Here is a 25,373-nt window from a genome sequence, read left to right on the forward strand (position 1 = left end):
CAGACGCAAAAAGAAAACCCCCCGCCAGCACGCTGGCGGAGGGCCTCCCTCACAGAACAGTCAGCAGGGAACGTATCAGCTACGCTCTGCGATGATCTCATCCTGCACGTTACGAGGCACCGGCTCGTAGTGGTGGAACTGCATGGTGAAGGACGCACGGCCCTTCGTGGCAGAACGCAGATGGGAAATGTACCCGAACATTTCCTTCAGCGGCACCTGGGAGCGGATCAGAACCGTGGAACCCGAGGTCTCCTGGTTCTGGATGATACCACGACGACGGTTGAGGTCACCCACCACGTCACCGACGTGATCATTCGGCGTGGTGATCTCCACATCCATGATCGGCTCCAGAATGACCGGACCGGCCTTCTTCATACCTTCACGGAAGCAGGCCTTGGCAGCGATTTCGAAGGCCAGAGCCGAAGAGTCAACGTCGTGGTACTTACCGTCTTCCAGAGTGAACTTGAAGCCCACCGTATCGAAGCCAGCCAGCACACCCGTCGTGGACTGCATGCGCACGCCCTTTTCGACAGCCGGGATATATTCCTTCGGCACGGCACCACCGACGATCTTGTTCTCGAACAGAATCTCCTCGGCACCCTTCTCCGTCAGCGGCTCGAAGGTGATCTTCACCTCAGCGAACTGACCGGAACCACCGGACTGCTTCTTGTGGGTGTAGGTCTCGGTGTGGGACTGGGTAATCGTCTCACGGTAAGCAACCTGCGGGGCACCGATGTTGGCATCAACGCCATATTCACGGCGCAGACGGTCCACGATGATGTCCAGATGCAGCTCACCCATACCGGAAAGAATGGTCTGACCCGTTTCCTGGTCTGTCCGCAGATGCAGGGACGGATCTTCGGCTGTCAGCTTCTGGAGAGCCAGCGTCATCTTCTCGACGGCGTCCTTGGTCTTCGGCTCGACAGAAATGTCGATCACCGGAACCGGGAACTGCATGCGCTCCAGAATGACCGGATCAGCTGCATCGGCCAGCGTGTCACCTGTCACGGTATCTTTCAGACCAACGAAGGCAGCAATGTCACCAGCACCAACAGACTTCACTTCCTGACGCTTGTCAGCGTGCATCTGGAACATGCGGCCAACGCGTTCCTTCGTGCCCTTGGTGGTATTCAATACGGTGTCACCCGTGTTCAGCACGCCACGATAGACACGGACGAAGGTCAGTGTACCGTACTTGTCGGAGATGATCTTGAAGGCCAGACCAGCAAATTTACCTTCCGGGTCCACTGGGATGATCGGCAGGAAGCTCTCGTCAACTTCCTTGTCTTCCGGCGGAGCAATACGGATGCCCTCGACTTCGTCCGGTGCTGGCAGATAATCAACCACGGCATCCAGAAGCGGCTGCACACCCTTGTTCTTGAAGGCCGTACCGCACAGCACAGGACGGAACTCACCAGCGATGGTGCCCTTCTTGATGCAGCGTTTCAGGGTTGCGACATCCACCTCACCCTTCTCGAAATACTCTTCCATGGCGGCGGTATCGACGCTCAGGGCGGTATCGAGCAGGTTCTGGCGGGCTTCCTCGGCACGTTCCTTCATGTCGGCCGGAATTTCTTCATAGTGGAACTTGGCGCCCAGCTCACCGCCTTCCCAGACGATGGCACGCATTTCCACCAGGTCCACCACACCGACCATGTTCTCTTCAGAGCCGATCGGCAGCTGAAGCGGAATGGCCACGATGTCCAGCTTCTCCTTCAGTGTGCTGAAGGCGTAGTCGAAGTCGGCACCGGTACGGTCCAGCTTGTTGATGAAGATGATGCGGGGCACGTTGTAGCGGTCAGCCAGACGCCAGTTGGTCTCGGACTGCGGCTGCACGCCAGCCACACCTTCAATCACGAAGATGGCGCCATCGAGCACACGGAGGGAACGGTTCACCTCGATGTTGAAGTCGATATGGCCAGGGGTGTCGATGATGTTGATGCGGTGGCCGTCCCACTCGCAGGTCACGGCAGCAGACGTGATGGTGATGCCGCGCTCACGCTCCTGCTCCATGTAGTCGGTTGTGGTGTTCCCGTCATGCACTTCACCGATACGGTGGGACATACCGGTGTAATAGAGCATACGCTCTGTTGTTGTCGTCTTACCGGCATCAATGTGAGCGGTAATACCGATGTTGCGAATCTTTGAGAGAGCGGACTTCGCGCCCTGAACGCTGTCGTCGGTCACGGGAAACCTCCAAAATGCAAGGAAAGGTGCCACCGCCTGCGCCGGGGCACCCTCATCAGGCCCTGTATGAATACCAGAAAAACAGACTACCCCGGCAGAGCCACCCCGGAACAGCCGCCCGTCCTGCGGAGAGAACGGGCTTCAGCTGCCTGATCAGGCAGCTGACTGGGCAGCCTTGCGCTCCTGCATACGCAGGATGCGACGCTTGATGACCAGAGCTTCTGGCGTCAGTTTCCGGTTCGGTGTGCCCAGCAGGAAGGAATCAAGCCCGCCATTATGCTCGACCGTACGGATCCCCTTGGCGGAAAGGCGCATACGCACCGGAGCCTCGAGAATATCGGACAGGAGCGTGGCTTCCTGAAGGTTCGGCAGGAAACGGCGACGGGACTTGTTGTTGGCGTGGCTGACGTTATTGCCCGTCAGTACCCCTTTGCCCGTGACATGGCAACGGCGAGACATAGAACTTCCTCGATACTGTGATACGCAGGGCCGCAAGGCAGACCTGCATGTTCCGTAAATAAGGCGGGCTTATGACTTACTGACGCTGATACGTCAAGTCTTTCCTGCCTTTCATACCGACAGAAGCAGCCCGCTACCCCTCTACATCCGAATGACTTTCAACGGAACCCCTTCTTGCCTGCAATCTCCACATTCCTGCATAAATGCCACCTTTTTCCAACAGCTGGCGATGGGTTCCCTCTTCCACCACCTCTCCGTTCTCCATCACAAGGATATGGTCTGCCCTCTGTATCGTGGAGAGACGATGGGCGATCACGAGCGTTGTCCTGCCAGAGGAAAGGCTCTCCAGCTCTTTCTGGATGGCCTCTTCCGTCCGACTGTCCAGGGCACTGGTGGCTTCATCCAGCACAAGCAGACGGGGATTGCGCAGGATGACACGGGCAATCGCCATTCTCTGCCTCTCCCCGCCCGACAGCCGCACCCCCCGCTCACCGACCAGTGTATCGAACCCGTCCGGCAGACTGTCCACAAAAGGACCAAGCTGGGCCGCCTCGGCTGCCTGCCTGACCTCCGCCATGCTGGCCCCTGCCCGCCCGTAAGCAATATTCTCGGCAATCGTGGCATTGAAGAGTGAGGTCTCCTGCGCCACCACGCCGATCTGCCCCCGCAGGGCATCAAGCGATAGTGCCGGAAGTGGCACACCTTCCATTCGCACGGTTCCTTCCAGCGGGTCATACAGCCGGCTGACGAGCTTCGCCACTGTGGACTTTCCGGACCCGCTCCGCCCGACAATGGCGAGCATTTTCCCTGCCGCCAGCGTGAAACTGACATGACGCAGGATCAGCCGCTCCGGGTCATATCCGAAAGAAACATGCTGCATGTCCAGCGTCACGCCATGTGCCTGTCCGGCAGGCAGGGGGACAGGCGCTGGCGGAGACTGTATCTCTGGTACCAGCCCCATCAGCTCCAGATAGGCTTCCATGTCGACACGGGCATTGCGCCAGCCTGCACCGACATAATTCAACGCCCCGACCGAGGCATAAACACTCCGGAGATACGTGCCCATCAACACGAATTGTGCAACACCGAGTCGATGCGCATGAATATCCCGTATGGCCATCCCCAGCAATACAGCCGTGGCGAGGGCAATCAGACTGTTGCGAATGGCCTGGGAACCTCCAACAAGCCCCTGCAAACGGGCCTCGGCCGTGCGCAGCGCCTGCCAGGCCCCCTCCTGCCGTCTGCATTCATGGGCGGCATTGCCGAACATGCGGACAATGTCCGCATTGAGCAGACTGTCCACCAGATGCCGATGTGCATGGTTGTTCGCCTGATTGCGCTCCCGTCTGGCCTGCATCCGCCAGCGGGTAAACAGGAAAGAAACAGCGGAATAGAGGATCAGCGTGGCACACAGCAGCACCAGGTACCAGCCATCAAAAACGCGCAAGACGACCAGAAAAGTCAGGGCCAGCCCCAGAAGGTTCGGCATGACGTTGGAGAAGGTCATGTCAACGATCATGCTGGCAGCATCAGCACCACGATCGATGATACGGGTCAGCGCACCTGTCTGCCGCTGCTGATGGAACCGGGCCCCCAGCTGGTGGACATGCTCCAGCCCCAGCAGGCTGATCCGCTCCCGCAGGGCCGTCCTCACCGGCACCATGAGCAGGCTGCGCAACGGCCCGGCCAGAGCACCTGCCATGCGCAGGACCGTATAGGACGCCAGCAGGGCCATGACCGCCGCCATGACCGCTTCCTTCCCCGAAAGCCGGGCCACCATGTCGCTGAACAGCCAGGGTGTGGCAACGGCCGTCACACTCTCTACGACCAGCAGAACACAGGAACAGAAGAAGCGCAGAAACCAGCTCCTCAGGGAAGCCGGGCGAACCAGCCGCCAGAAAGCCCGTAAAGGCAGATGTCCGATCTTTGTTGATGCCATAAAAACCTGATAGATGATCTGCTGCCATGTCTGGCATTGTTGCCGGGGGAGCTTTTACACGGTCCTCCCCATCCTGCCAGCCTTTGCCAATTGAATGATGCCCCAGAGACAGGCAGGCTCTCCGCTGCTGTCCGTCCTCCGTGCCATCATGAATGAACATCAGAGAGAACCCATGCTGTCCTCCGCTGCCTCTCCCTTTCTCCGCCATATTGAGCGGTGCCGCAATGTCACCCTCCCGGCGGGGCGCATCCCCCTGCTGCATGACGGCCTGTCCATCGGTCTGGTCGACCCTGCCTGCCTTGGCTGGCTGGCCGCTCCTGCCGAGATGGGCCTGCTGGAAATAGGGGACGGGCACATCACCCTGCCCGATGGACAGGGGCTGTCCCAGATAAGCCACATGCTGGCCGAGCAGGAACGCTATGTGCCCTTCCATGAATGGTTTGATGTCCGCTCACCTGATGGAACAATCATCGGGCAGATTGACCGGGCTCTGATCCCGGTTTTTGGTGTGGAAGCTTCTGGTGTCCACATGAATGGCCTTGTCCAGAAAAAAACGGGGCTGCACCTCTGGGTTGCCCGCCGCAGCCCACAGAAACGGCTGGACCCAGGCAAACTCGACCATCTGGTTGCCGGCGGGATGAGCAGCGGCCTCACCCCAGAGGAAACACTCGTCAAGGAAGCCGGAGAAGAAGCCTCCATCCCCACCGCCCTTGCCCGGCAGGCCCGCCACGCCAGCACGCTCCATTACGCCATGACACGTCCGGAGGGGCTGCGACGCGACCGGCTTTACTGTTACGATCTCATGCTCCCGGAAGATTTCGTTCCCCAGGCCAATGATGGTGAAGTGGAATCCTTCCATCTCATGCCTGTCGAAAACGTCTTCCAGCTGGTCCGGGACACAGACGATTTCAAATTTAACGTTAATCTTGTCCTTCTGGACCTTTTCCTTCGACTTGGGATGTTCGATAAGCAGGATAGTCTGATTCTGGCAGAAACTTTACACGGGTGACCCCACATGACCACCCTTTCCAGACCAGCCCACTGATGTGGCTGCTTCATTCCATTCTGGCACGCTGACCGGGACACCACGCACCATGACCCATCCACACCACAGAACCACCCAACCGCTGCGGCTCTCTCCGCCCTCCAAGACCCTACAGAAACGGGCCCGTGGTTTTCTGGCACTGTTTTTCGTGCTGGCAGCCCTCTGGACACTCAGACACATGCTGCCAGCCCTCCTCTGGGGCGGCATCTTCGCCATTGCCCTCTGGCCACTATACAAACGCTCGACAAGGCGGTTCGGCCACACGATATGGCTTCCCCTGCTCTTTACCGGTGTACTGGCGCTGATCTTCCTCGTCCCTGTTTCCTTCATCAGCATCAAGACGGCTGACGAAATCCATTCGGCTTTCCTGTGGCTTGATACGATCCGCCATCAGGGGCTGCCGGCCCCCGCCTGGCTGGACCGCCTGCCAGTGGCTTCCGGACCGGCCACCGCCCTCTGGACCGAGCATCTCAGCAATCCTGATGCCCTGAACGATTTGTTCCATTCCCTGAATCTGGGACATGGCATGGCCGTGGGCAAACAATTCGGTTCGGAAGTCCTGCACCGGGGCATCCTGTTCGGCTTCTCCATGCTGACACTTTTCTTCCTGCTGAAGGATGGCGACAGCATCATCCGGAAATGCATGATCGGCTCGCAGCGTCTCTTCGGAGCGCAGGGAGAAAGCCTTGCACGACAGATTGTGGCTTCCATTCATGGCACGGTTTCCGGCCTGGTTCTGGTCGGGCTGGGTGAAGGGGCCATCATGGGCGTGTGCTACGTGGTTGCCGGGGCCCCACAGCCGCTCATCTTCGGGCTGGCGACAGCCATTGCGGCCATGGTCCCTCTGCTCGGCTGGATCGCCGTGACAGGCGTATGCCTGCTGATCGCCTTCAAGGGTAGCATGCTGGCCGCCGCCATCGTCTGGCTGATTGGTGCCGTCGTGCTGTTCGTGGCAGACCACTTCATTCGCCCTGTCCTGATAGGCGGCAGCACGAAAGTCCCATTCCTCTGGGTGTTGATGGGTATTCTGGGCGGTGCGGAAACATGGCAGCTGATGGGCCTGTTCATCGGACCAGCCATCATGGCGGCCCTGCACCTGCTCTGGACACTCTGGACCAGCAACAAGGTTTCTGGCCAGCGTACGGGACATATTGTGAGGGAGTGAACCGCAGGAGATGGTCGGGCAGGCGGGATTCGAACCCACGACCCCCAGTCCCCCAGACTGATGCGCTACCAGACTGCGCTACTGCCCGTCGTCCTGCGGTGAGGAAGCTCTAGCAGCCCCGGCCCATTCCTGCAATGGCCCGGGGCTTTTTTTTAATATTTTTTCAGAGGGTAAGGGTTTTTTTCATCTCGGCCAGTTCGCCGAGAAGATCATGCAGCAGCCTGTCCAGCTCATCCTTCCGCCGGACCTGGAGACGGTTTTCCATATCCTGGGCTGTCAGCTTCTGTTGCAGGACAACGCCTTCCCCCTCAAGGGCACGGATACGTTCCACTGCCTCGGCATGGCGTTCACGCTCACCGGCAAACCCGGCCTGCGCCTGCTTCAGCTCGCCATTTTCCGCTTCAAGATGCTCCACCCTGCCAACGATGACAGCCTGTGCTGCCAATTTTTCCTCACTCTCTTTCAGGGAACGCTTGAGACGGACATTTTCATCCTCAAGGGACTGCATGATCAGAACAGACTGTTCCAGCTTCCGCACAAGCTCCTGCCGCTCTGCCCCTACAGCCTCCAGACGACTGGCAAGCTGTTTCTGCTGAGCAGCGCCTTCCGACTGCAAGGTCTGCACCTGCTCATGCTCTGCCTGCAGGGTTTTCAACTGCCCCTGAAGAGCCTGCACCTCATTCCACCTGGCTTCTTCTGCCAGCACCTGTTTTCTGGCGTCAGCTTTCAGCCGATCAACAGTTTCCCGCAGAGACGCAGCCTGCTTTTCCAGTTCCTGCTGTCTGGCCTGACCCGCTGTCTGCCGCTCCATGGCAGCCCTGTGCAGTGTCTCGATTTCAGCTTCCAGCCCCCGGCACCGTTCTGCCTCAGCACGGGCTTCTTCCAGCTCCCTGCTCAGGGTCTGTATCCGCCCATGTTCGACCTGCATGTCGGCCAGCTTGACCCGCAGCCCTTCCAGCTGGCTCAAACGTTCCCTCCGGGATTCTGCCTCTTTCTGATGCTCTCTGGCTTCAGCCATCAGGCGATCAACAGTTTTCTGCAACTCGGCGTTACGCTCTTCCAGAACACGTCCCTGAGTGGCTTCCGTTTCACGCTGCTTCTGCCCAGCCGCACGCAGCGCCCCGTTCTCGGTTTCAAGACGCCTGATGTCCGCCCGTACGGCCTCAAGCTCCTCATGCAGGGCCGACGCCCTGTCACGCTCCGCCCGCAACCCGGCAAGCTCTGATCGCAGCGTCTCCAGCTGGAGCCGCTGCTCCTTCCCGTCGGCAACCGCCTGCTGATACGTGGCCGTCTCCGCCGTCAGACGCTCAACCGTTTCCTGCAAAGCCAGATTCTCTTCTTCCAGCTCTGCAACATAACCACCCTTTGCGTCCTTCTGAGGCTGCGGGGCAGACCGGGACTGCTCCAGCGCTTCCTTCAGGGAAGCATTCTCATCTTCCAGTGTCTTGAGGGAGAGCGCAATCTGACCAAACTCCTCAAGACGATCGCTGAGCGTTCTGTTTTCCTTCTGCAACTCCTTCAGCTGGTCAGGTGAAGAGGTTTCGCCGTGACCAGCTGTCTCCGCCCCGCCCGAGACGGAAAGCGGCGTGCCATCACTGATGATCCCCTCACGCTTCAGCAATGGAACAACCTCATGGCTTCTGGCACCATCCTGATAAAGGAGCCGGGCGATATTGCGCACGACCGTGACAGCCTGCTCATCGTAATAACTCTGCCCGTCTTCACCCTGCTTTACCCTGAAAACAGGATAAAGACTTTCCCATGAATGCAGACGGTACAGAGGCAACCCCAGCTCCCCTGCAACGCTGATGGCTGTCCTCAAGCCCCCATGCTGAGGCTGAGATGAATCAGTGGACATCATTGATGGGCATCCTGAGCTGATGGTCTGCCATTGACGCTGTCCCGCAGAAGACGGGATGGCCGGAAGAACGGCACACGCCGGGCCGAGATGATGGCCTCTTTCCCTGTCAGGGGATTCCGCCCCAGACGGGTTGCTTTATCCCGTACAGCGAACGTACCGAAGCCGCTGATCTTCAGCGACTTGCCCTGCTCAAGAGTCTGGATGAACAGCTCAAACATTTTCTCCAGAAACAGGGTAGCCTGCTGCCGGGAAAAGCCATGCTCCTCCTGGAGGAGCTCTATCAGATCAGCGCGTGCAATTGTCTCCATAATGGGAAAAGGTATCACGAGCCATCTGATTAGCACACTGAAAAAACGAACTCCCCTGTATATAAATCAGGGGAGTTTCAGAAGCGCTGATTCCGCCTGGAAAGGCCTTACATTCTCACCAGAGCAGACCCCCATGTAAGGCCACCACCAAGGGCCTCCATGAGGACCAGATCGCCCTGCCTGATCCGCCCATCCCGGACCGCTTCATCCAGAGCAAGAGGGATTGATGCCGCCGACGTGTTGGCGTGCCTGTCTACCGTCACCACGACACGATCCGACGGCAGGGCAAGCTTCTTGGCCATGCCATCAATGATCCGCAGATTCGCCTGATGCGGCACCAGCCACTGGATGTCCGTGCCCTTGAGACCGTTTGTCTCCAGCGCTTCATCAACAGCAGCAGCAAGGTTGACGACAGCATGACGGAACACCTCCCGCCCATGCATTTTCAACGCCACCTTGCCAGATGCACAGCCAACAGCACCATCAACATAGAGCAGATCACCAAGACGGCCATCTGCGTGAAGATGCGTGGACAGGATACCCTCTCCCTCACCTGCGCCTGCCTCGAGCAGGACCGCACCAGCGCCATCCCCGAACAGCACACAGGTGGAACGGTCTTCCCAGTCCAGAAGACGGGAAAATACCTCCACACCGATCACCATGGCACGCCTGACCTGACCGGAGCGGATCATGGAATCAGCCACTGTCAACGCATACACGAAACCAGAGCAGGCTGCGCTGACGTCAAACCCGAAACCACGTTCCATGCCCAGAGCCGCCTGAACACGTACGGCAACGGAAGGGAATACCTGATCCGGCGTTGATGTTGCCACGATGACGGCATCCACATCATCTGCTGTTCTGCCAGCATGTTCCAGCGCCCGCTGGGCTGCCAGATGCGCAAGGGATACGGCGGATTCATCGCCAGACACAATATGCCGCTGACGGATTCCGGTCCTGGTCCTGATCCACTCATCCGACGTATCAAGTCTGAATTCGGCAGCCAGCTCCTCATTGCTGAAAGCACGCTGCGGAAGGGCACTGCCGACACCTGTCAGACGGGCACCCGCTGCCGCTCCCCGGACCTGTTTATCCTGCGCCATGGAAGACGTCACTCCTGCTCTCTGCTTTCTCCAGACTGCCCCAACATGCCGAGCTGATCCAGACGATGGCGGATCTTGTCATTCAGCCTGTTTTCCACCGCATCCACGGCAACATCCACCGCAGAGGCGAAACCCTCGGCATCTGCCCCACCATGTGACTTCACCACGATGCCATTCAGCCCCACAAAAACGGCGCCATTATAGCGGCTAGGATCGATCCATTCCTTCATGCGGCGCAGACCGGGGCGGACCAGAAGGTAGCCGATCCGGGTCAACCAGCTACTCATGAACACGCTCCTGAGCAACCCGAAAGCCAGCTTCAGCGCCCCTTCACCAGTCTTCAGTGCCACATTGCCCGTAAAACCATCCGTCACGACAACATCGGTCACACCGGCGGTAATGTCATGCCCCTCCACAAAACCGTGGAAACGGTCAGACAACACACTGTCCCGAAGGCGCTCGGCAGCCTGCTTCAGGCGTTCGTCGCCCTTCAGCTCTTCCGAACCAACATTGAGCAGCCCGATGCTGGGCGCCTTGAGGGACAGGGCCGCCTGTGCGAAGGCCTCCCCCATGATGGCGAATTCGACCAGATTGCGGGCATCGCATACGATGTTCGCACCCAGATCAAGCATGACGACATCACCACGGGCGGATGGCTGGACAGCCGCCATGGCCGGGCGAGAAATACCGGGCAGGGCTTTTACGATGATCTTTGCCAATGCAAGCATCGCACCACTGTTCCCGGCGGACACGACGCCACGAGCCTCACCAGAGGCAACAGCCTCCATGGCGACCCGCATGGAGGATCCCCGCACGCGAAGCGCCGCAGTGGGTTTCATCTCCATGGGAATGCTTTCCGGCGCATGGCGCACGGTGCAGATTCCAGAAAGTTTGGGATAATTTGCGAGTGATGCGTTCAGGACCTTCTCATCACCTATGAGAAGAATCCGGATGTCCGGGTGACGGATGGCCGTCATCTCCAGTCCCGCAAGAACGATCTCGGGGGCGTTATCTCCCCCCATGGCATCAACGGCCAGAGTAAAAGGAGCCGGGGATTGTGCAGCCTGCTTTTCGACTCCACCCTCAGCTCTGACGCCAGACGCCTCCGTCATGAGTGCAGCCCCCAGAAATTCCTTGTTTTTCCTGCTCAGGCAGGATGCACGAAAATGCAACCCCGGACCGGAAGCCCGGGGCGGCAGTATCCCTCAGGATACGGGCAATCAGGCGCGAACGGCTGTCTTCAGCGCACGGCCCTCTGCACTGACAACCTCACGGCCATCATAATGGCCACAATGGCTGCACACATGATGCGGGCGCTTCATCTCGCCACAGTTGGCGCATTCAGCATGCGCCTCAACACGAAGAGCCTGATGGCTGCGACGCATGCCACGACGGGACGGCGTAGTCTTTCTCTTAGGGACGGCCATGGGTATCTGCCTCTCACTGGGTTGCGTATCCGGCTTCTGCTACCGCACGGCGCGGCCTCAAGCCAGAGAAATCTCATTAGGTCTTCACCACCGCCATAAGCCACGGTGCTCAGGCGTGGGGCTCTAGCAGAGAGAGCATCTCTCTGCAAGCATCAATGCCACTACGGCATCGCTCCTTACTCCCTGCCTTTACCAGAAAGGCGGAAAGATTACCACTCCTTCACGGCTCCTTCCTGAGTTTTTTCAGCACGTCAAAAGGATTTTCCCGGGCTGCGCCGGGCCGTGCATCCAGCTCATCATCAGACGGTGTGACCTCCACGAACTGCTCCAGCCCTGCTCCTGCCCGCCGCGGATAAGGAGTCAGGCAGAGGGCCAGCTGTTCTGCCGCAGCCTCGCCCAGATCAATCATGCGGCCATCATAAGGAACATCATCGGCATCTTCCTGAAGCAGAGCCTCAATATCGATATCCTCTTCATCAGGCATCTCGGAAACCGGGACGAAACGTAAACTGAACGGCTCGTCGATCACCTCTTTCACCGGTTCACCCGTGATGATGCAGGCCTGCTCCACCTCCGCCCGGATATGACCTTCCGCCAGTACGATATTCTCCGCCCCCCGCCTCAGCGCAAAAGTGCAGGACAGCTCCTTCAAAGACAGAAGACCAAAGCGCTTCCGCAGACCTTCCCTCTCCTCAGCATTGGCCTCCACATGCTCTTCAAGAGGGCGGCCCGTCTTTGCCAGTGGAATGCGGCGCGAGAACTCTGGCGCAATCCTTTCTTCTGGCTGTGTTCCGGCGTCTGCTCTGCCTCCAGATGACATCATGACCTCACGATAATTTACCAGGGTGCCTCTTTCAGAAGGGGCTGACGCCATGAAGTCAAGCCTAAACTGCTGCCGGACAGCCACAGCCCGACAATCCACGAAAAAGATTGACATGCTGCCCTCTCTGAGGCACCGGAAAGAGCACGTATGGCTTGCCCGCATATCATCAGGACAGTTTGCCCTTCATGACCAGCTTCTCTACTGCCTCCACCCCGGACAAGAGCTCCCCCTTCCCCCGTCTGGCCCGCTTCATGGCACTGCGACGCCGTTGCTGGACAGGCCTTCTGGCCGGTGGGGTGCTGATGCTCAGCGGCTGTGAGGCCATCAGCCCGCCGCCCATCCCGCGCGGGGCGCTGATCGAGAAACTGGATTATGACCAGCTGGTCCTCAACTCCAGCACCCAGAATGATGCCCTGAGCATACTGGGCTCTCCGACAGCCCATGCAACCTTCAATGACAATACATGGATCTACATTTCCATGACGAAGGACCTCGTGCCGCTGGCTCATCCGGTTGTGGACAAGCAGCAGGTCCTGGTCCTGAATTTCGACAATGCTGGCGTTCTCCGCAAGATGAACGTGCTGGACAGGCATGATGCCATCCGTGTCTCCATGGCAGGCGGAGCTACACCGACACCGGGCACGCATATTTCTGTTCTGCGGGAGCTGCTGGGCAATGTGGGCCGCTACAACCCGATGAGCAGCATGGGCAGCACCTTCGGCGGACTGGGAAATGGTGGCATGGGTGCCGGCCCGATGAGTGGCCAGGGCACCGGCAATGGGGGCGTCGGCAACTCGATGCCCTGATCCATCCGTCCAGCAGCCTGGTGACGGGCTAACGGGCTGAAAAATCCTTTCCATGAAGGGGAAGAGTCTTTGTCCGGCTCCTCCCCTTTTCTTATCCCCCCTCCGAGAGCGGCCCGCCATATTCGGCAACATGCAAGACCCTGCGGAACCCATCAACAGCGGCTCCGTCAACCTGCCTGTATGCCCGTGTCAGGACAGTGCGAATGGCAGCAAAAAGTTCTGCCTCAAGCTGTCTGCCCTCATCTGTCAGAAAAACGGGCCGCTTCCTCCGGTCCCCTTCATCCTGTTTCTGCTCGACCAGTTTTTTCGCTTTCAGCTCGCCAAGGGCCCGGCCCAGCGACTGTTTAGTAATGCCAAGCCGCCTGCACAGCTCACTGGGCAGCAATCCGCCATGGCTGCCCAGAAAAAACATGATCCGGTAATGGGCAGGCCCCAGACCGTGAGAGTCGAGCCCTCCTTCACAAGCAGCGGACAGGGACCGCCAGAGGGCCAGGAGCCCCTCAAAGGACTGCCTGATGGAATTTTCACGCAGATACAGGTGCGCATCCACCATGGTACGCCTGTCATTCTGTACCCCCATCCCGTCCTCCTCCTGTTCACCACACACTCATCCACATGCACCATACGCCCACCAGCCATGAGGAACCATCAGACAGGCGAAATAATCCACAGATAAAGAGGGCCTCCACCCTTTATGCCCATCAGAAACTATTGTCTGTCGTTTTGGAGTATGATAGGCCACTTCACACTGTAATCGGATCCGCGTCCTTCAATGGGTGATGCTACAGACACCGCTCGGGAAGGATCAGAACCCCAAAGGAGATGACGACACCGTGCAGGTTCTCGTTCGTGATAATAATGTTGACCAGGCGCTGAAAGCCCTCAAGAAGAAAATGCAGCGCGAAGGCGTCTTCCGTGAGATGAAGCTCCGTCGCCACTTTGAAAAGCCGTCCGAGCGCCGCGCCCGCGAGGTTGCCGAGGCCGTGCGTCGCGCCCGCAAGATGGAGCGCAAGCGCCTGGAGCGCGAGGGCTTCTGAAGTCAGCCTGTTCGTATTTGTACGAATGAGAAAGCCATCCATGTTCGGATGGCTTTTTTCATGTCTGCCTTCATGCCGCCCATCAAGGCCGCTGCACGATCCAGCCGGAAAGGTCGTGCCGTTTTTCCAGCAGATAGACCCTTACAGGCCGCTTCCTGTCCTTCCGCCATACGGCCCAGCCGCCTGCGGGCACCGGTCCATACCGACCATCCTTCAGATACAGGACCGTCCTGACCGTCTCATGAGGAAGCCCTGCCACATAGCCCCATCGGGAATCCTTTCCCAGCACCGCAAGACCTTGCGATTTCTGAAACGCCAGAATTGAGGCCAGGGCATAATCGTCCGTTGCCAGACATGAAATCCCTGCCTTTTCGGCCTCTTCTGCGACCGCTGCTGCCAGATCACCCCAACCTGCCCCCAACCTTGCGATGGGATCCATATGCGGGGGCAGTGGCAACCATCCCGTCAGACACTGAGCATAGACCAGAACCGTGCAGATGCCCCCCGTCATACAGGCTCCCCTGAGCCGACCCGCATAAGCGGCCCCGGCCAGGATAAGGGCTGGATACAGCACCCAGACCCAATTGGGCTGGACACGCTCTCCCGTCACATTCACCAGAAACAGCAGCAGCGCAGGAGCGGACAGCCACAACAGCACACGCTGCCCATGGCGGGCACGCCATAGCCCCATGAAACACAGGACAGCAACCCAAGGGGTCAACAGGGCCAGCTGCCCCGCCAGCAGTTCCCCCAGAAACTGCCCCGCCCGTTCAGGATGCCAGTACGAAGCCCGTCCGCCCTGTTTCAGCAGACCCGCCCAGCCATGCCTTTCATTCCAGACCAGGGTTGGCAGCACCATGAGGGCTGCTGCCCCTCCCCCCAACCAGGGGCCGGCCATACGCCAAGCCCCCCGGCCGCCAAACAGAACAAACCCCGCCAGACCGAGCCCCGGCAGAAGAGCCGTGTATTTGGAATCGGCTGCCAGACCAAGACCAATACCGCACAGCACCCACCAGCCACAGGCTGCCGCCCCATGGGACTGCAAGGCTCCAGACAAAGCCCATAACATCAGACAAAGGAAAACAAACAGAGGGACATCTGGCGTGGCCGGAACAAGCCCCACAGACGCCATCAGGGTCACATTCAACAGTAGAATCGCCCGAACTCCCACCCTGTCACGAGAAGGGAAAAAACGACGGGCGGCCAGAAAAAGCCATATGTTGGCACAGACAAAACCGACCAGACCACAGAACCGTACGCCAAACGGCGTATCCCCCCACAAGAGGGTTCCCAGCCGAATCCACAACGCCACCATGAAGGGATGGTCCAGATACCCTGCCTGCATATGGCGGGACCAGAGCCAGTAATAGGCCTCATCAGGTATGAGAGGTACTTCAGCAGCCAGAAAAAGCCGCACCATGAGCCCCAGAGCCGCACAGCAGAACAGGATATGCAATGGCTTCCAGCGCCTGAAAAAGCGGACAGGTTTCAGCATGATCCGCTCCTAGAGCGGAACGCCGGCTCTCTCACAGCTTGTCCTGATGACCTGGAAAGTCTGTACCCGTACGACGTGCGTTACCTCGATCAGGTCCCGTGTCAGACGATTCTGATGTTCCGCATCCCGGGCCATGAGACGGAGGAGGAAATCCTCCCCTCCCCGGATCATGTGGCATTCCTGCGTTTCCGGCCATTCTGCGACCAGGGCCTCGAACTCTGCCAGCACGGCACCTTTCTGGCTGTCCAGCCCGACCAGAACAAAAAATGTGATGGACCAACCCAGCATCGCCGGAGCCAGCGTCGCATGATAGCCTTGGATGAGCCCCATCTCCTCCAGCCGCCTGACACGACGCAGACAGGGCGGCGCAGAAATTCCCACCCGTCGGGCCAGCTCCACATTGGTAACACGGCCATCCTGCTGGAGCTCCGCCAGGATACTGCGGTCAATCTCATCAAGGTCTGCAATGCTCATATGGTTTCCAGCAACTCTGCTCACAGAACCCCCATGCGGCCCGGATGGGGAACGGGCTCATCCGCAGGGGGTTATCCCCGCCTGTATAGACTGATCTTTCTTATGTGAAAACTCTTCCCATGGAAAAGAGAAATAATATTTCGTTTCTCCGCAAGATAATTATTTTTACCGAAATCTTTCATATACTATATCTGTTATCCTCCAGCCCGTAGCGGACCTAAGATCACCCCGCCCCTTCGAAACCATTCCTCTCATCCCCCTAGCCGGGAAGATGATCCCTTTACCACGGAGCTTTCAATGGCAGAGACACATCATACCGACATGCTGATCGTCGGGGCCGGACCGGCAGGCTATACAGCAGCCATCTATGCCGCCCGGGCTGGCATGCAGCCTCTTCTGGTTACCGGCATGCAGCCCGGTGGCCAGCTGACCATCACGGATGAAATCGAAAATTTTCCCGGTTTTGCACAACCTGTCCAGGGGCCATGGCTCATGGAACAGATGCGGGAACAGGCTGAACATGTCGGGACGAAGCTGCTCTATGACCTCATCACGGAAGCCTCCCTCAAGCAGGGCCCTGATGCAGAAGGCTATTTCCACCTGAAAGGGGATTCTGGCGACCTGTTCCTGGCACGTACAGTCGTCATTGCCACGGGCGCCCAGGCCAAGTGGCTTGGTCTCGATTCTGAAAAGAAATATCAGGGTGCTGGCGTGTCTGCCTGTGCAACCTGCGACGGCTTCTTCTACCGCGGCAAGGACGTTGCCGTCATAGGCGGGGGCAATACGGCCGTGGAAGAAGCCCTCTATCTGACCCACCACGCCTCTACCGTGCATCTCATCCACCGGCGTGACAGCCTGAAAGCCGAACGCATCCTCCAGAAGCGCCTGCATGACAATCCCAAGATCAAAATTCACTGGAACCGGGCTGTCCGCGAAATCATCGGTGAAGGTTCACCCGCCGTCGTGACGGCCCTTGAGCTGACAGACACGCAGGATAACACGAAAACGGAGCGTCTCGCCGTGGATGGCGTGTTTGTGGCCATCGGCCACAGCCCCAGCACAGGCCCCTTCCGGCATGAAGTCCTCTGTGATGAAGAAGGCTACATCACAACCCAGCCGGGAACTGCCTCAACGTCCATCCCCGGCATCTTCGCAGCCGGCGACATTCAGGACAAGACGTACCGTCAGGCTGTCACGGCTGCCGGTACGGGCTGCATGGCCGCTCTGGAAGCGGAACGTTACCTTGCCGAAAAAAAATATGGTGCCTGACAGACCTGCACAGGGGCAGACCATCTCTCATTTTCGCCTTGCTGAAAGATGATCTGCCCTCTATCAGTCAACACTAGCTAAAATGGACTAAACTCTATCCTTTTCATGGCCTTTCATCTTCATTTAACGAAAATATAACCAACTTTAGAGGCATTCTGCCCTTGACCGATCGTTTCTTTTCGGGAATTTTTCATGAAATAGATAGACGGTTAAGGTTACGATGCGGGGCGTTATGAGCAGAGCTGGCCATGATTATTGCGAAGGGGCGTACGGGAATCAGAAAATGGACTGGGACAAACTCCGTATCTTTCATACCGTGGCGGAAGCCGGCTCCTTCACTCATGCCGGTGATCGTCTCAACCTGAGCCAGTCTGCTGTCTCCCGGCAGATTTCTGCACTGGAAGACGTACTGGGCGTACCTCTCTTCCATCGCCACGCCCGTGGGCTTATCCTGACCGAGCAGGGCGAGGTGCTCCACCGCACGGCCCGGGAGGTCTTCTCCAAACTGGCCCTGACCCAGGCTTTCCTGAGTGAAAACAGGGAGAAAGCGGCCGGGAAGATCAAGGTCACGACCACATCAGGCTTTGGCCTCTCTTGGCTGACACCCCGTCTCCATCATTTCATGGAACGTCATCCCCATGTGGAAGTCACGCTCCTGCTTGAGGATTCCGATCTTGACCTGAGCATGCGGGAAGCTGATGTCGCCATCCGTCTCCATCCTCCCACCCAGCCCGACCTCATCCAACGTCACCTGGCCAGTTTTCACATGCCCATCTATGCCAGCCGGGAGTATCTGGAAGAGCACGGCACCCCCACCACGCTGAAGGACCTAGCCGACCACAATCTGATCGGCTTTGCTGGCTGGCACCTTCCCCTGCCCCATGTAAACTGGCTGATTGAACGGCTCGTGAAGGATAAAATCATCCTCCACCCCAAGGTCCGCCTTGCCGTCAACAACATTGCGGCGGTCGGCATGGCCATTGCGCAGGGCAACGGCATCGGAACCCTGCCTTTCTACACGGCTTCCGCCCATCCTAACCTTGTCCGTATCCTCCCAGATGTGCACGGCCCGCTGGCAGAGGCGTTCTTTGTCTATCCGGAAGAGCTGAGAAGCTCCAAAAGGATTTCAGTCTTCCGGGACTTCCTGCTGGAAGAACTCAATACGGCCCGTACGGGGAAAGAAACCCCCTCACATAGCGCAGAGCCGTTCATTTCTTCGGCTGATTGACCCTCTCGCGCAGGTCTTTTCCAGCCCGGAAAAAAGGAACACGCTTCGCCCTGACAGCCACTGACTGACCCGTTCTCGGGTTCCGTCCCTGATGGGCAGTGTGCTGGCGTGTTCCAAAACTGCCTATGCCACGCAGTTCGGCCCTGTTCCCTGCTGCAAGGCCAGAAGCGATACGGGAAAATATCCCATCAACAGCCTGATCAACCTTATCTCTGGAAACACCCTCCAGGCGGGAGGTCAGTAAAGCGACAAATTCCGAGCGTGTCATCCAAACTCTCCGTCACTGATCATTCTTCCGAAGAGTGACAATAGGACGCCAGAAACGTCAAGAAAAAATGCTCTACTATGAAAAAAGCCGGGTTTACGCCCGGCTTTTTTCAGATTGATGTTAATAAACGGTTTCAGTTTTTACTGCCATTATCCCGTTTATTCTCGGCTGAGACACCAATATTACGCCCGAGCCCAATCGTTCTGGCCAGCTCGGACCGCCGTGCAGCATAGGCTGGCGCCACCATCGGGTAATCCGCAGGCAGACCCCACTTCTCCCGATACTGGTCCGGCGTCATGTCATACGTGCTCTTCAGGTGCCGCTTCAGCATCTTCAGCTTCTTTCCGTCTTCCAGACAGACGATATAATCAGGGTAGACGGACTTGCGCACGGGCACGGCCGGCTGCTGCCGGGTCTGCTCCACTACGTCACCGCTTTCTCCCCCCTGCCCGGCAAGTGCCTCATAAACCTGGCGGATCAGTCCCGGCAGGCTGTCAGCAGAGACATCAGAACCAGTCAACTTTGCGACGACAATATCAGTCGTCAGCTCCAGCAGCTTTCTGCGCTCTTCATTCGGGGCCGTCTGAGTTCCTTCAGCCTGAGTATTGTCCGTCATTGAATAACCTTTGCAGCTACAAGTCTTCAGCAGAATTTTCAGAAAAGTTTTACTATTTTTCCTTTAAACAAAAAAGAGAAATATTCCATGATAATGAAAAAAATATTCCCTCTGAAATCACTCCGATATTTTTGTTCAATTATAAGTGTGACCCCTCGCATCCATGCGTAAAGGGCAGTAATCTCCCGTCCTGAAAGCCACTGGATGCGCAATGATCACCCGTTTTCTGAACTTCAGGACCCCGTCCTTTTTCTACTGGATCTTCACCCCGTCTCTGGATGGATTTCTCTTCGCCCTGCGGACTACCATTGCAGCCTGTCTGTCTCTGGGGATCGCTCTCTGGCTGGAGCTGGACAGTCCCATCTGGGCCCCCATGACGGTCTGGTCCGTAGCGCAGCTGACACGAGGAGAAAGCCTCTCCAAAGCCCGTTGGCGCATCATAGGAACATTGGCTGGCGGTGTGGCGGCCCTGATCTTCGTCGGCATATATCCGCAGGCTCCCTGGCTGTTTTTCCCGATCATTGCCCTGTGGATTGGCCTCTGCAGCGGGCTGGCCACCTTTGTCAGCAACTTCCGCTCCTATGCGCTGGTTCTCTCCGGCTACACCTGCGCCATCATCTGCATGGATGTCGTCCCGCATACGGGCAGCATCTTCATGTTTGCCGTATCCCGTGCCAGTTACATCATCCTCGGCGTGCTGTGTGAGGCCTTCATCGGGCTTCTCTTCGCCTTCAACCAGGACCGTGTAGCCCATCTCAAGATACGGCAGAAACTGGAATCGGCCCTGACATTGGTGGCCGACACCCTCCACCATATTCTCCAGAGGGACACCGGCGCCCTGACAGAAGCCCGCAAGCTGTTCGGCACCATCCTCTCCATCAACGACCAGATCGAATTTGCGGAACTGGAAATGGGTGCGCATGGTCATGAAGGCGACCATGCCCGTGCCGCCCTGGCCGCCGTATCTGCCCTGCTCTCCCGCAGTTTCGGTATGGCTACACGGTTGGAGCTGCTCTCCTCCAACCATCAGGATTTTGACACGGTGGCACGGGCGTTCCGGCATTTTCTGAAGGACTTCTCCAGCCGCCTTCCCCAGGAAGCCGAAATCTCGGAACTTCTCGCCGAGCTCCAGCACCTCCGGGACATCTGCCGCCGTTATGCAACCCCGCACCGGCAAAAGATCATCTCCACCTCTGGCCCACTAACCCCTCTACGGGACAAGACCACCATCATTACTGATTCCGCACTGGATGAACGTATTCTGTTCTCATCCCTTGGGGATCTGATCGGTGATCTGGAAGAAGCCATCACGGAATATCACGCCAGCACGCACAGTGTGCGTGGTGACCATTTCCAGTTCCAGCGCCATACGCACCGGGACGGGCGACTTGCCTTCAATAACGGGTTCCGTGCGGCGCTGACCATTCTGGTCACATCCTTCATTTATGAAATCACGGCATGGTCCAATGGCAACACACTCATCAGCATCACGGCCCTGATCTGCGGCCTTTTCGCCACAAAGGAAGACCCCGTACTGGGAACAATCAAATTCCTCAAAGGGCTTGCGGTAGGCTGGTGCGTGGCCTGGCTGCTCTGCTTCATCTTCATTCCCATGGTCACGACATATGAACCTCTGGTGCTCATCCTGTCCTGCGTGATGATGATCGGAGGGTTAGCCCGGGCCAACCCCGCCACAGCCCCGGCAGCCTCGGCCTTCAACCTGCTGATGCCCCTGATGCTGGGCATCCAGAATCATCATGTCATTGACGAGACGAAATTCTACAACACCAACCTCGCCATCATCCTTGCAGGTGTAACGGCCGTGCTGATCTTCCGCAGCATCCTGCCTTTCAACCGCAAGGCCGAAGAATTCCGGCTGCGCCGTGCCACACTGCGGGAGCTGCGCAATCTTGCCAGCCTGAGCAGCACACCGCAGATCAGCGCATGGATTGGCCACAGTACGGACCGCTTCTCTCGCCTTCTCAGCCACGCAACCACCCTGTCCCCCCTTGTGGAGGCCGGTATTCAGGGTACGCTGGCTACCCTGACACTCGGGCTGAACATCATCCGCCTGCGAGGGTTGCTCAACCGTGAGTATCTGCCGGAAAGCGCCCGCCGCCCCATCACGCTGGTTCTCTATTACATTGAACACTCATCCCGCCGGCATGACCGGGCAGCCCGCCTGACCCGGGCCGCCATACGCCGCCTGCGTGAGCTGGACACACAGGACCATGAGGCCATCATCCGGCTGGAAATAACCCGTGCCCTGGCCCATCTTGTGGTGATCGAACACACCTTGCGGACAAACGAGAATTTTCTGGATGCCAGCAAGCCCTTCCGTGGTGAAGGCCCCATCCCCCTGCCCCATGATGAGGATTCATACGCAGGCCACCCGCAAAGGGCTTGATCTCCCGCCTGTGGGCAGCCAGACTTCTGCCTCCCTGCCCTTGTCCGAGGTTCTGCCGTCTCCATGAAGATCCATTATGTTGTCACAAGCCTGGAAACGGGTGGGGCTGAATTTGCCATCCCGGATATCGTAAAAACCCTCGAACAGTTCGGCCATCAGGTGGATGTCACCGCCTGCGAGCCTCGGGACATGGGGGCAGCTCCCCATCTGGAACAGGCCGGAATCCCCTACCATCTTCTGGACAGCCGGCGCCGCAGTTTCTTCCTCACGCTGATCCGTCTCCTGCGCCTGCTCCGCCGGAACCGGCCCGACATCATCTGGACCTCCCTGAGCCGGGCCACACTGCTGGGCCAGCTGGCCGGAGCACTCCTCAATATTCCCGTTGTCAGCTGGAAGAACAGTGCCAGCATCCGTTTCACCACCACGGCAGGCCGTCGCATTACCCGGCTATGGGTTGCAGATTCCGCTTATGTAGCCCGTTTCCTTCGGGAAAAAATGAACATTCCGCCGGAGAAAATCACGTCCTGGCCTCTTTATGTGGCCGCCCCCGAAAACCACCCGGCCCCGGACTGGAATGGCGGGACACCTCTGCACATCGGCAGCACGGGGCGACTGCATGAGGTGAAAAACTATCCCCTGCTCATCGAAGGTCTGGCCCTGTTCCGCGCACGTCATCCCCAGTGGGCAGACCTCGTGCACCTGTCCTTTGCAGGCGATGGCCCCCAGCGGGCGGAGCTTGAAACCCTCATCCGGCAGCACGGGCTGGAAAACCACGTCTCCCTGAAAGGTTTCCAGACGGATGTTCCGGCCTTTCTCCGCACGCTCCAGCTTTACGCACAGCCCTCACGTTATGAGGGCATGTGTCTGGCTGCCCATGAGGCCATGAACATGAGCCTGCCTGTCATGGCGACACCGGTCGGGGAAATGCGCAACAGCGTCCAGCCTGACCGGACAGGATTCCTGCTGCAACCTGACAGGATTCCTGAAACCTTCTGCGACACGCTGGCAGAAATTTTTCAGAACCCGGCCCTGCTGAACGACTACGGCAAAGCTGCAAAACGTTACATCGAACAGCATTACAGCCGGGAAGCTTTCACGCAACGATGCGGAAAAATCGTTGAAAAACTGGAGCGGATGACCACCCCGCAACCCTCAGGAAAAACCCCGTCATGACAAAACTCTGCCGCTATGGCCGCCCCGGTTCTGAAAAGCCCGGACTGATCGACAGTTCCGGTACACTGCGTGACCTTTCGGGACTCTGGAGTGACCTGACGCCGGAGCGTCTCTCCCCACAATCCCTTGCTCAGGTGGCAGCCATTGATGCAGCGACCCTGCCAGCCGTGGAAGGCTCTCCCCGGTTCGGCGTGCCCATCAGCCATGTCTCCAAATGCGTCTGCATTGGCCTGAACTATGCCGATCATGCCGAAGAAGCCGGTCTTCCCATCCCGCAGGAACCAATCGTCTTTCTGAAAGCTCCTTCCGCCCTCTGCGGTGCCCATGACGACATCCCCATCCCGCCCCATGCTTCACAAGTGGACTGGGAAGTCGAGCTGGGCATCGTCATCGGCAGCACAGCCCGCCATGTGACGGAAGCGAAGGCTCTGGAGCATGTGGCAGGCTACTGCATCGTCAATGATGTGTCAGAACGCAGTTTCCAGATGCAGTCCTCACAATGGGACAAGGGCAAGGGCTGCGACAATTTCGGGCCTGTCGGCCCCTTCCTTGTCACGGCTGATGAGATCGCTGATCCGCAGAACCTGCGCCTCTGGCTGGACGTGAACGGAACCCGCCGTCAGGACGGCTCGACAGCCACCATGATCTTCTCTGTCCGTGAGATCATCGCCTATCTCAGCCGGTACATGACGCTCCTGCCCGGCGACATCATTGCCACCGGAACACCGCCCGGTGTCGGGATGGGACACAAGCCGCCCCTGTGGTTGCAGGAAGGTGACGAAATGCGGCTTGGCATTGAAGGGCTGGGGGAACAGAAGCAGACACTCGTGCGATGGACACGATGAAAAAACAGAACAACCCCATGAAAGACAGAATGACAGAAACAGATACTTACAGAACTGTCCTCTGAATCCACCGCCTGCCCGCGCCATTTTCACCTGCCACCAGCTGGATGGCCATTATTCTCGTGGACATGGAGCACTGGTTTCACAATACCGGACCGGAAGAAACCCATGTCATCCTGACGGTCCTTGGCTCATGAAGTTGAGATGCACATATGCCATTTTCACGACATGTCGCCATGAAATCCATCTCATATAATTAAAACATTACTCATATTGCTCTATTATAAACAATCAGCTCTCAACATGATGAATCTTAATGGCGCTCTAATGTGACTTTCATAAAACAAGTGAAGAACCATTTTTCATTCAAAATTTAAGAAGCTTGTAAAATTTTCGTGTTTCCTTGCATCCGCCAGCAGATGTCCGTTGGTTCCGCTTAATGAACTGGGAGAAAGGGCCATGAGTCTTTCCATCAACACCAACCAGTCTTCCTTGGCTGCCCTGGAAACACTGAACACGACACAGACGGATCTGGCCCACACGGAAAACGCTGTTTCCACTGGCAAGAAAGTGGCGAATGCCTCCGACAATCCAGCCGCTTTCGGCATTGCCTCCCAGATTGGCGGGGACATTGCAGGACAAAGTGCTGTCAATGACGGGCTAAGCTATGCCTCCCAGGTTCTCAGCGCTACCAACTCTGCGGCCAACAGCATCATCAAGGTTCTTCAGAATGTCCAGAATGCCGTGACAACCGTTGGCAACAACATCGGCAATGAATCATCTCTCGGCCAGCTCAACAAAGAGCTGACAGGTTACATGAAGAGCATCGACACCATCGCCCGAAACGCCACGGTGAAAGGCGTCAATCTTCTTTCCGGCGGCACGCTGAGCGGCACGGGGGACGGAATGGGCATTACCTCCAACAGCCTGACCTTTGTCACCAGCCTCCAGGGAGACACGCAGACACTGAACAGCTACGGTTACATGATCGGCCTCACGACCGGTTACGGGATCGGCCACATCATGACGGAACTGTTCGGCATGACACCTGGCAGCGCAATGCCTGGGGAAGACCCCACCGTGAACAACTTCCTGACGGCCACTCCTGACGGTGCCCGCATCAGCGACGGTTTCAATGCGGCGGCCACGGCCCAGCGTCTTCCCAGAATGATCCAGATCACGCAGAACGCCATCCAGGCGATGACCAACGTCACATCCGACCTTGGCGCCAACATGCAGCTCATCAGCTCCATGAGTGCCTATGGGCAGAAATCGTCCGATTCCCTCACGGCAGCATCCGGTGCGCTGACGGATGCTGACATGTCTGCCGAGTCTGCCAAACTGACATCTCTCCAGACCAAACAGTCCCTCGGCATCAAGTCCCTTTCCATCGCCAATGGCCAGTCACAGAACATCCTGTCCCTCTTCCAGTAAGGGC

At 58.0% G+C, this 25,373-nt stretch carries 24 protein-coding genes and 1 tRNA gene; 10 read left to right on the top strand and 15 right to left on the bottom strand.

Annotation, left to right across the window (positions count from 1 at the left end; translation table 11 throughout):
• Window positions 1-75: 75 nt before the first annotated feature.
• The 3 genes from fusA to J8Z04_RS02965 all read right to left on the bottom strand — a co-directional run bounded on the left by fusA (window position 76) and on the right by J8Z04_RS02965 (window position 4,585).
• On the bottom strand, window positions 76-2,187 hold the full coding sequence (fusA, locus tag J8Z04_RS02955; RefSeq protein WP_043559890.1) for an elongation factor G: 2,112 nt from the start codon (window positions 2,185-2,187) through the stop codon (window positions 76-78).
• A 153-nt stretch (window positions 2,188-2,340) separates the two neighbouring features.
• Window positions 2,341-2,646, bottom strand: a complete 306-nt coding sequence (gene rpmB / locus J8Z04_RS02960; RefSeq protein ID WP_192848260.1) for a 50S ribosomal protein L28 — start codon at window positions 2,644-2,646, stop codon at window positions 2,341-2,343.
• Between the two features lie 133 nt (window positions 2,647-2,779).
• Window positions 2,780-4,585, bottom strand: coding sequence for an ABCB family ABC transporter ATP-binding protein/permease (locus J8Z04_RS02965; protein WP_052349037.1), 1,806 nt, complete (start codon window positions 4,583-4,585; stop codon window positions 2,780-2,782).
• Window positions 4,586-4,757: 172 nt separating this feature from the next.
• Between J8Z04_RS02965 and J8Z04_RS02970 the strand changes: the two genes are divergently transcribed.
• Together J8Z04_RS02970 and J8Z04_RS02975 are read left to right on the top strand one after the other, a co-directional pair.
• The gene (locus J8Z04_RS02970; RefSeq protein WP_244978044.1) at window positions 4,758-5,594 is read left to right on the top strand and encodes an NUDIX hydrolase; all 837 of its coding nucleotides are present in this window, start codon (window positions 4,758-4,760) and stop codon (window positions 5,592-5,594) included.
• Between the two features lie 85 nt (window positions 5,595-5,679).
• A complete protein-coding gene (locus tag J8Z04_RS02975) occupies window positions 5,680-6,795 on the top strand; it encodes an AI-2E family transporter (RefSeq protein ID WP_043561113.1) in 1,116 nt (371 codons plus the stop codon).
• 11 nt (window positions 6,796-6,806) lie between these two features.
• Here the strand turns inward: J8Z04_RS02975 and J8Z04_RS02980 are convergent.
• The 7 genes from J8Z04_RS02980 to J8Z04_RS03010 all read right to left on the bottom strand — a co-directional run bounded on the left by J8Z04_RS02980 (window position 6,807) and on the right by J8Z04_RS03010 (window position 12,317).
• Window positions 6,807-6,883, bottom strand: a tRNA-Pro gene (locus J8Z04_RS02980).
• Window positions 6,884-6,958: 75 nt separating this feature from the next.
• On the bottom strand, window positions 6,959-8,656 hold the full coding sequence (locus J8Z04_RS02985) for a MerR family transcriptional regulator (RefSeq protein WP_192848261.1): 1,698 nt from the start codon (window positions 8,654-8,656) through the stop codon (window positions 6,959-6,961).
• A complete protein-coding gene (locus tag J8Z04_RS02990) occupies window positions 8,653-8,964 on the bottom strand; it encodes an integration host factor subunit alpha (RefSeq protein WP_043561110.1) in 312 nt (103 codons plus the stop codon). Before J8Z04_RS02990 ends, J8Z04_RS02985 begins: the two co-directional genes overlap by 4 nt.
• A gap of 107 nt (window positions 8,965-9,071) precedes the next feature.
• Entirely contained in the window at window positions 9,072-10,067 is a 996-nt protein-coding gene (locus J8Z04_RS02995; protein WP_086431530.1) for a beta-ketoacyl-ACP synthase III, read from the bottom strand.
• 8 nt (window positions 10,068-10,075) lie between these two features.
• Window positions 10,076-11,179 (bottom strand): phosphate acyltransferase PlsX, encoded by a 1,104-nt coding sequence (gene plsX, locus J8Z04_RS03000; protein ID WP_081563495.1) that lies wholly within the window; start codon window positions 11,177-11,179, stop codon window positions 10,076-10,078.
• Between the two features lie 108 nt (window positions 11,180-11,287).
• Entirely contained in the window at window positions 11,288-11,494 is a 207-nt protein-coding gene (gene rpmF, locus J8Z04_RS03005; RefSeq protein WP_043559883.1) for a 50S ribosomal protein L32, read from the bottom strand.
• 220 nt (window positions 11,495-11,714) lie between these two features.
• Entirely contained in the window at window positions 11,715-12,317 is a 603-nt protein-coding gene (locus J8Z04_RS03010; protein WP_166651601.1) for a DUF177 domain-containing protein, read from the bottom strand.
• Between the two features lie 185 nt (window positions 12,318-12,502).
• Between J8Z04_RS03010 and J8Z04_RS03015 the strand changes: the two genes are divergently transcribed.
• Window positions 12,503-13,123 (top strand): outer membrane protein assembly factor BamE, encoded by a 621-nt coding sequence (locus J8Z04_RS03015; protein ID WP_373364574.1) that lies wholly within the window; start codon window positions 12,503-12,505, stop codon window positions 13,121-13,123.
• Window positions 13,124-13,214: 91 nt separating this feature from the next.
• Here the strand turns inward: J8Z04_RS03015 and J8Z04_RS03020 are convergent, their stop codons facing one another.
• Window positions 13,215-13,703: a MarR family winged helix-turn-helix transcriptional regulator gene (locus J8Z04_RS03020; protein ID WP_052349035.1), complete on the bottom strand. Its 489-nt coding sequence runs from the start codon at window positions 13,701-13,703 to the stop codon at window positions 13,215-13,217.
• 253 nt (window positions 13,704-13,956) lie between these two features.
• Between J8Z04_RS03020 and rpsU the strand changes: the two genes are divergently transcribed.
• Complete coding sequence (gene rpsU, locus J8Z04_RS03025) at window positions 13,957-14,160, top strand: 30S ribosomal protein S21 (protein ID WP_026294133.1); 204 nt, start codon at window positions 13,957-13,959, stop codon at window positions 14,158-14,160.
• Between the two features lie 82 nt (window positions 14,161-14,242).
• On the opposite strand, the gene J8Z04_RS03030 is transcribed toward rpsU, so the two are convergent.
• Together J8Z04_RS03030 and J8Z04_RS03035 are read right to left on the bottom strand one after the other, a co-directional pair.
• On the bottom strand, window positions 14,243-15,655 hold the full coding sequence (locus tag J8Z04_RS03030; protein ID WP_192848262.1) for an ArnT family glycosyltransferase: 1,413 nt from the start codon (window positions 15,653-15,655) through the stop codon (window positions 14,243-14,245).
• A 9-nt stretch (window positions 15,656-15,664) separates the two neighbouring features.
• On the bottom strand, window positions 15,665-16,129 hold the full coding sequence (locus tag J8Z04_RS03035; protein ID WP_043559880.1) for an Lrp/AsnC family transcriptional regulator: 465 nt from the start codon (window positions 16,127-16,129) through the stop codon (window positions 15,665-15,667).
• 297 nt (window positions 16,130-16,426) lie between these two features.
• Between J8Z04_RS03035 and trxB the strand changes: the two genes are divergently transcribed.
• Both trxB and J8Z04_RS03045 read left to right on the top strand, forming a co-directional pair.
• Window positions 16,427-17,398, top strand: coding sequence for a thioredoxin-disulfide reductase (gene trxB / locus J8Z04_RS03040; protein ID WP_192848263.1), 972 nt, complete (start codon window positions 16,427-16,429; stop codon window positions 17,396-17,398).
• Between the two features lie 283 nt (window positions 17,399-17,681).
• Window positions 17,682-18,626 (top strand): LysR family transcriptional regulator, encoded by a 945-nt coding sequence (locus J8Z04_RS03045; protein WP_052349033.1) that lies wholly within the window; start codon window positions 17,682-17,684, stop codon window positions 18,624-18,626.
• On the opposite strand, the gene J8Z04_RS03050 is transcribed toward J8Z04_RS03045, so the two are convergent.
• On the bottom strand, window positions 18,607-18,894 hold the full coding sequence (locus J8Z04_RS03050) for an HU family DNA-binding protein (protein WP_103765590.1): 288 nt from the start codon (window positions 18,892-18,894) through the stop codon (window positions 18,607-18,609). The genes J8Z04_RS03045 and J8Z04_RS03050 overlap by 20 nt on opposite strands.
• A gap of 133 nt (window positions 18,895-19,027) precedes the next feature.
• Window positions 19,028-19,510, bottom strand: coding sequence for a MucR family transcriptional regulator (locus J8Z04_RS03055; protein WP_086431465.1), 483 nt, complete (start codon window positions 19,508-19,510; stop codon window positions 19,028-19,030).
• 211 nt (window positions 19,511-19,721) lie between these two features.
• Here J8Z04_RS03055 and J8Z04_RS03060 point away from each other — a divergent pair, with 211 nt between their 5' ends.
• The 4 genes from J8Z04_RS03060 (at window position 19,722) to J8Z04_RS03075 (ending at window position 25,369) form a co-directional block, all read left to right on the top strand.
• The gene (locus tag J8Z04_RS03060; RefSeq protein WP_081847696.1) at window positions 19,722-21,917 is read left to right on the top strand and encodes an FUSC family protein; all 2,196 of its coding nucleotides are present in this window, start codon (window positions 19,722-19,724) and stop codon (window positions 21,915-21,917) included.
• A gap of 63 nt (window positions 21,918-21,980) precedes the next feature.
• Window positions 21,981-23,090 (top strand): glycosyltransferase family 4 protein, encoded by a 1,110-nt coding sequence (locus J8Z04_RS03065; protein WP_192848264.1) that lies wholly within the window; start codon window positions 21,981-21,983, stop codon window positions 23,088-23,090.
• Window positions 23,087-23,935, top strand: coding sequence for a fumarylacetoacetate hydrolase family protein (locus J8Z04_RS03070; protein WP_043559873.1), 849 nt, complete (start codon window positions 23,087-23,089; stop codon window positions 23,933-23,935). The genes J8Z04_RS03065 and J8Z04_RS03070 overlap by 4 nt, the downstream gene beginning before the upstream one ends.
• 459 nt (window positions 23,936-24,394) lie before the next feature.
• On the top strand, window positions 24,395-25,369 hold the full coding sequence (locus tag J8Z04_RS03075; protein WP_086431468.1) for a flagellin: 975 nt from the start codon (window positions 24,395-24,397) through the stop codon (window positions 25,367-25,369).
• Window positions 25,370-25,373: the final 4 nt, after the last annotated feature.

This window comes from Bombella apis (genome assembly GCF_018221685.1).
Classification (GTDB): Bacteria; Pseudomonadota; Alphaproteobacteria; order Acetobacterales; family Acetobacteraceae; genus Bombella; species Bombella apis.

What these genes read in the sequence shown, in the direction of transcription:
- rpmB (WP_192848260.1), bottom strand. Translation starts at nt 2,646, where the DNA reads ATGTCTCGCCGTTGCCATGTCACGGGCAAAGGGGTACTGACGGGCAAT.
- J8Z04_RS02965 (WP_052349037.1), bottom strand. Translation starts at nt 4,585, where the DNA reads ATGGCATCAACAAAGATCGGACATCTGCCTTTACGGGCTTTCTGGCGG.
- J8Z04_RS02970 (WP_244978044.1), top strand. Translation starts at nt 4,758, where the DNA reads ATGCTGTCCTCCGCTGCCTCTCCCTTTCTCCGCCATATTGAGCGGTGC.
- J8Z04_RS02975 (WP_043561113.1), top strand. Translation starts at nt 5,680, where the DNA reads ATGACCCATCCACACCACAGAACCACCCAACCGCTGCGGCTCTCTCCG.
- J8Z04_RS02985 (WP_192848261.1), bottom strand. Translation starts at nt 8,656, where the DNA reads ATGATGTCCACTGATTCATCTCAGCCTCAGCATGGGGGCTTGAGGACA.
- J8Z04_RS02990 (WP_043561110.1), bottom strand. Translation starts at nt 8,964, where the DNA reads ATGGAGACAATTGCACGCGCTGATCTGATAGAGCTCCTCCAGGAGGAG.
- J8Z04_RS02995 (WP_086431530.1), bottom strand. Translation starts at nt 10,067, where the DNA reads ATGGCGCAGGATAAACAGGTCCGGGGAGCGGCAGCGGGTGCCCGTCTG.
- plsX (WP_081563495.1), bottom strand. Translation starts at nt 11,179, where the DNA reads ATGACGGAGGCGTCTGGCGTCAGAGCTGAGGGTGGAGTCGAAAAGCAG.
- rpmF (WP_043559883.1), bottom strand. Translation starts at nt 11,494, where the DNA reads ATGGCCGTCCCTAAGAGAAAGACTACGCCGTCCCGTCGTGGCATGCGT.
- J8Z04_RS03010 (WP_166651601.1), bottom strand. Translation starts at nt 12,317, where the DNA reads ATGATGTCATCTGGAGGCAGAGCAGACGCCGGAACACAGCCAGAAGAA.
- J8Z04_RS03015 (WP_373364574.1), top strand. Translation starts at nt 12,503, where the DNA reads ATGACCAGCTTCTCTACTGCCTCCACCCCGGACAAGAGCTCCCCCTTC.
- J8Z04_RS03020 (WP_052349035.1), bottom strand. Translation starts at nt 13,703, where the DNA reads ATGGGGGTACAGAATGACAGGCGTACCATGGTGGATGCGCACCTGTAT.
- J8Z04_RS03030 (WP_192848262.1), bottom strand. Translation starts at nt 15,655, where the DNA reads ATGCTGAAACCTGTCCGCTTTTTCAGGCGCTGGAAGCCATTGCATATC.
- J8Z04_RS03035 (WP_043559880.1), bottom strand. Translation starts at nt 16,129, where the DNA reads ATGAGCATTGCAGACCTTGATGAGATTGACCGCAGTATCCTGGCGGAG.
- trxB (WP_192848263.1), top strand. Translation starts at nt 16,427, where the DNA reads ATGGCAGAGACACATCATACCGACATGCTGATCGTCGGGGCCGGACCG.
- J8Z04_RS03045 (WP_052349033.1), top strand. Translation starts at nt 17,682, where the DNA reads ATGGACTGGGACAAACTCCGTATCTTTCATACCGTGGCGGAAGCCGGC.
- J8Z04_RS03050 (WP_103765590.1), bottom strand. Translation starts at nt 18,894, where the DNA reads ATGACACGCTCGGAATTTGTCGCTTTACTGACCTCCCGCCTGGAGGGT.
- J8Z04_RS03055 (WP_086431465.1), bottom strand. Translation starts at nt 19,510, where the DNA reads ATGACGGACAATACTCAGGCTGAAGGAACTCAGACGGCCCCGAATGAA.
- J8Z04_RS03060 (WP_081847696.1), top strand. Translation starts at nt 19,722, where the DNA reads ATGATCACCCGTTTTCTGAACTTCAGGACCCCGTCCTTTTTCTACTGG.
- J8Z04_RS03065 (WP_192848264.1), top strand. Translation starts at nt 21,981, where the DNA reads ATGAAGATCCATTATGTTGTCACAAGCCTGGAAACGGGTGGGGCTGAA.
- J8Z04_RS03070 (WP_043559873.1), top strand. Translation starts at nt 23,087, where the DNA reads ATGACAAAACTCTGCCGCTATGGCCGCCCCGGTTCTGAAAAGCCCGGA.
- J8Z04_RS03075 (WP_086431468.1), top strand. Translation starts at nt 24,395, where the DNA reads ATGAGTCTTTCCATCAACACCAACCAGTCTTCCTTGGCTGCCCTGGAA.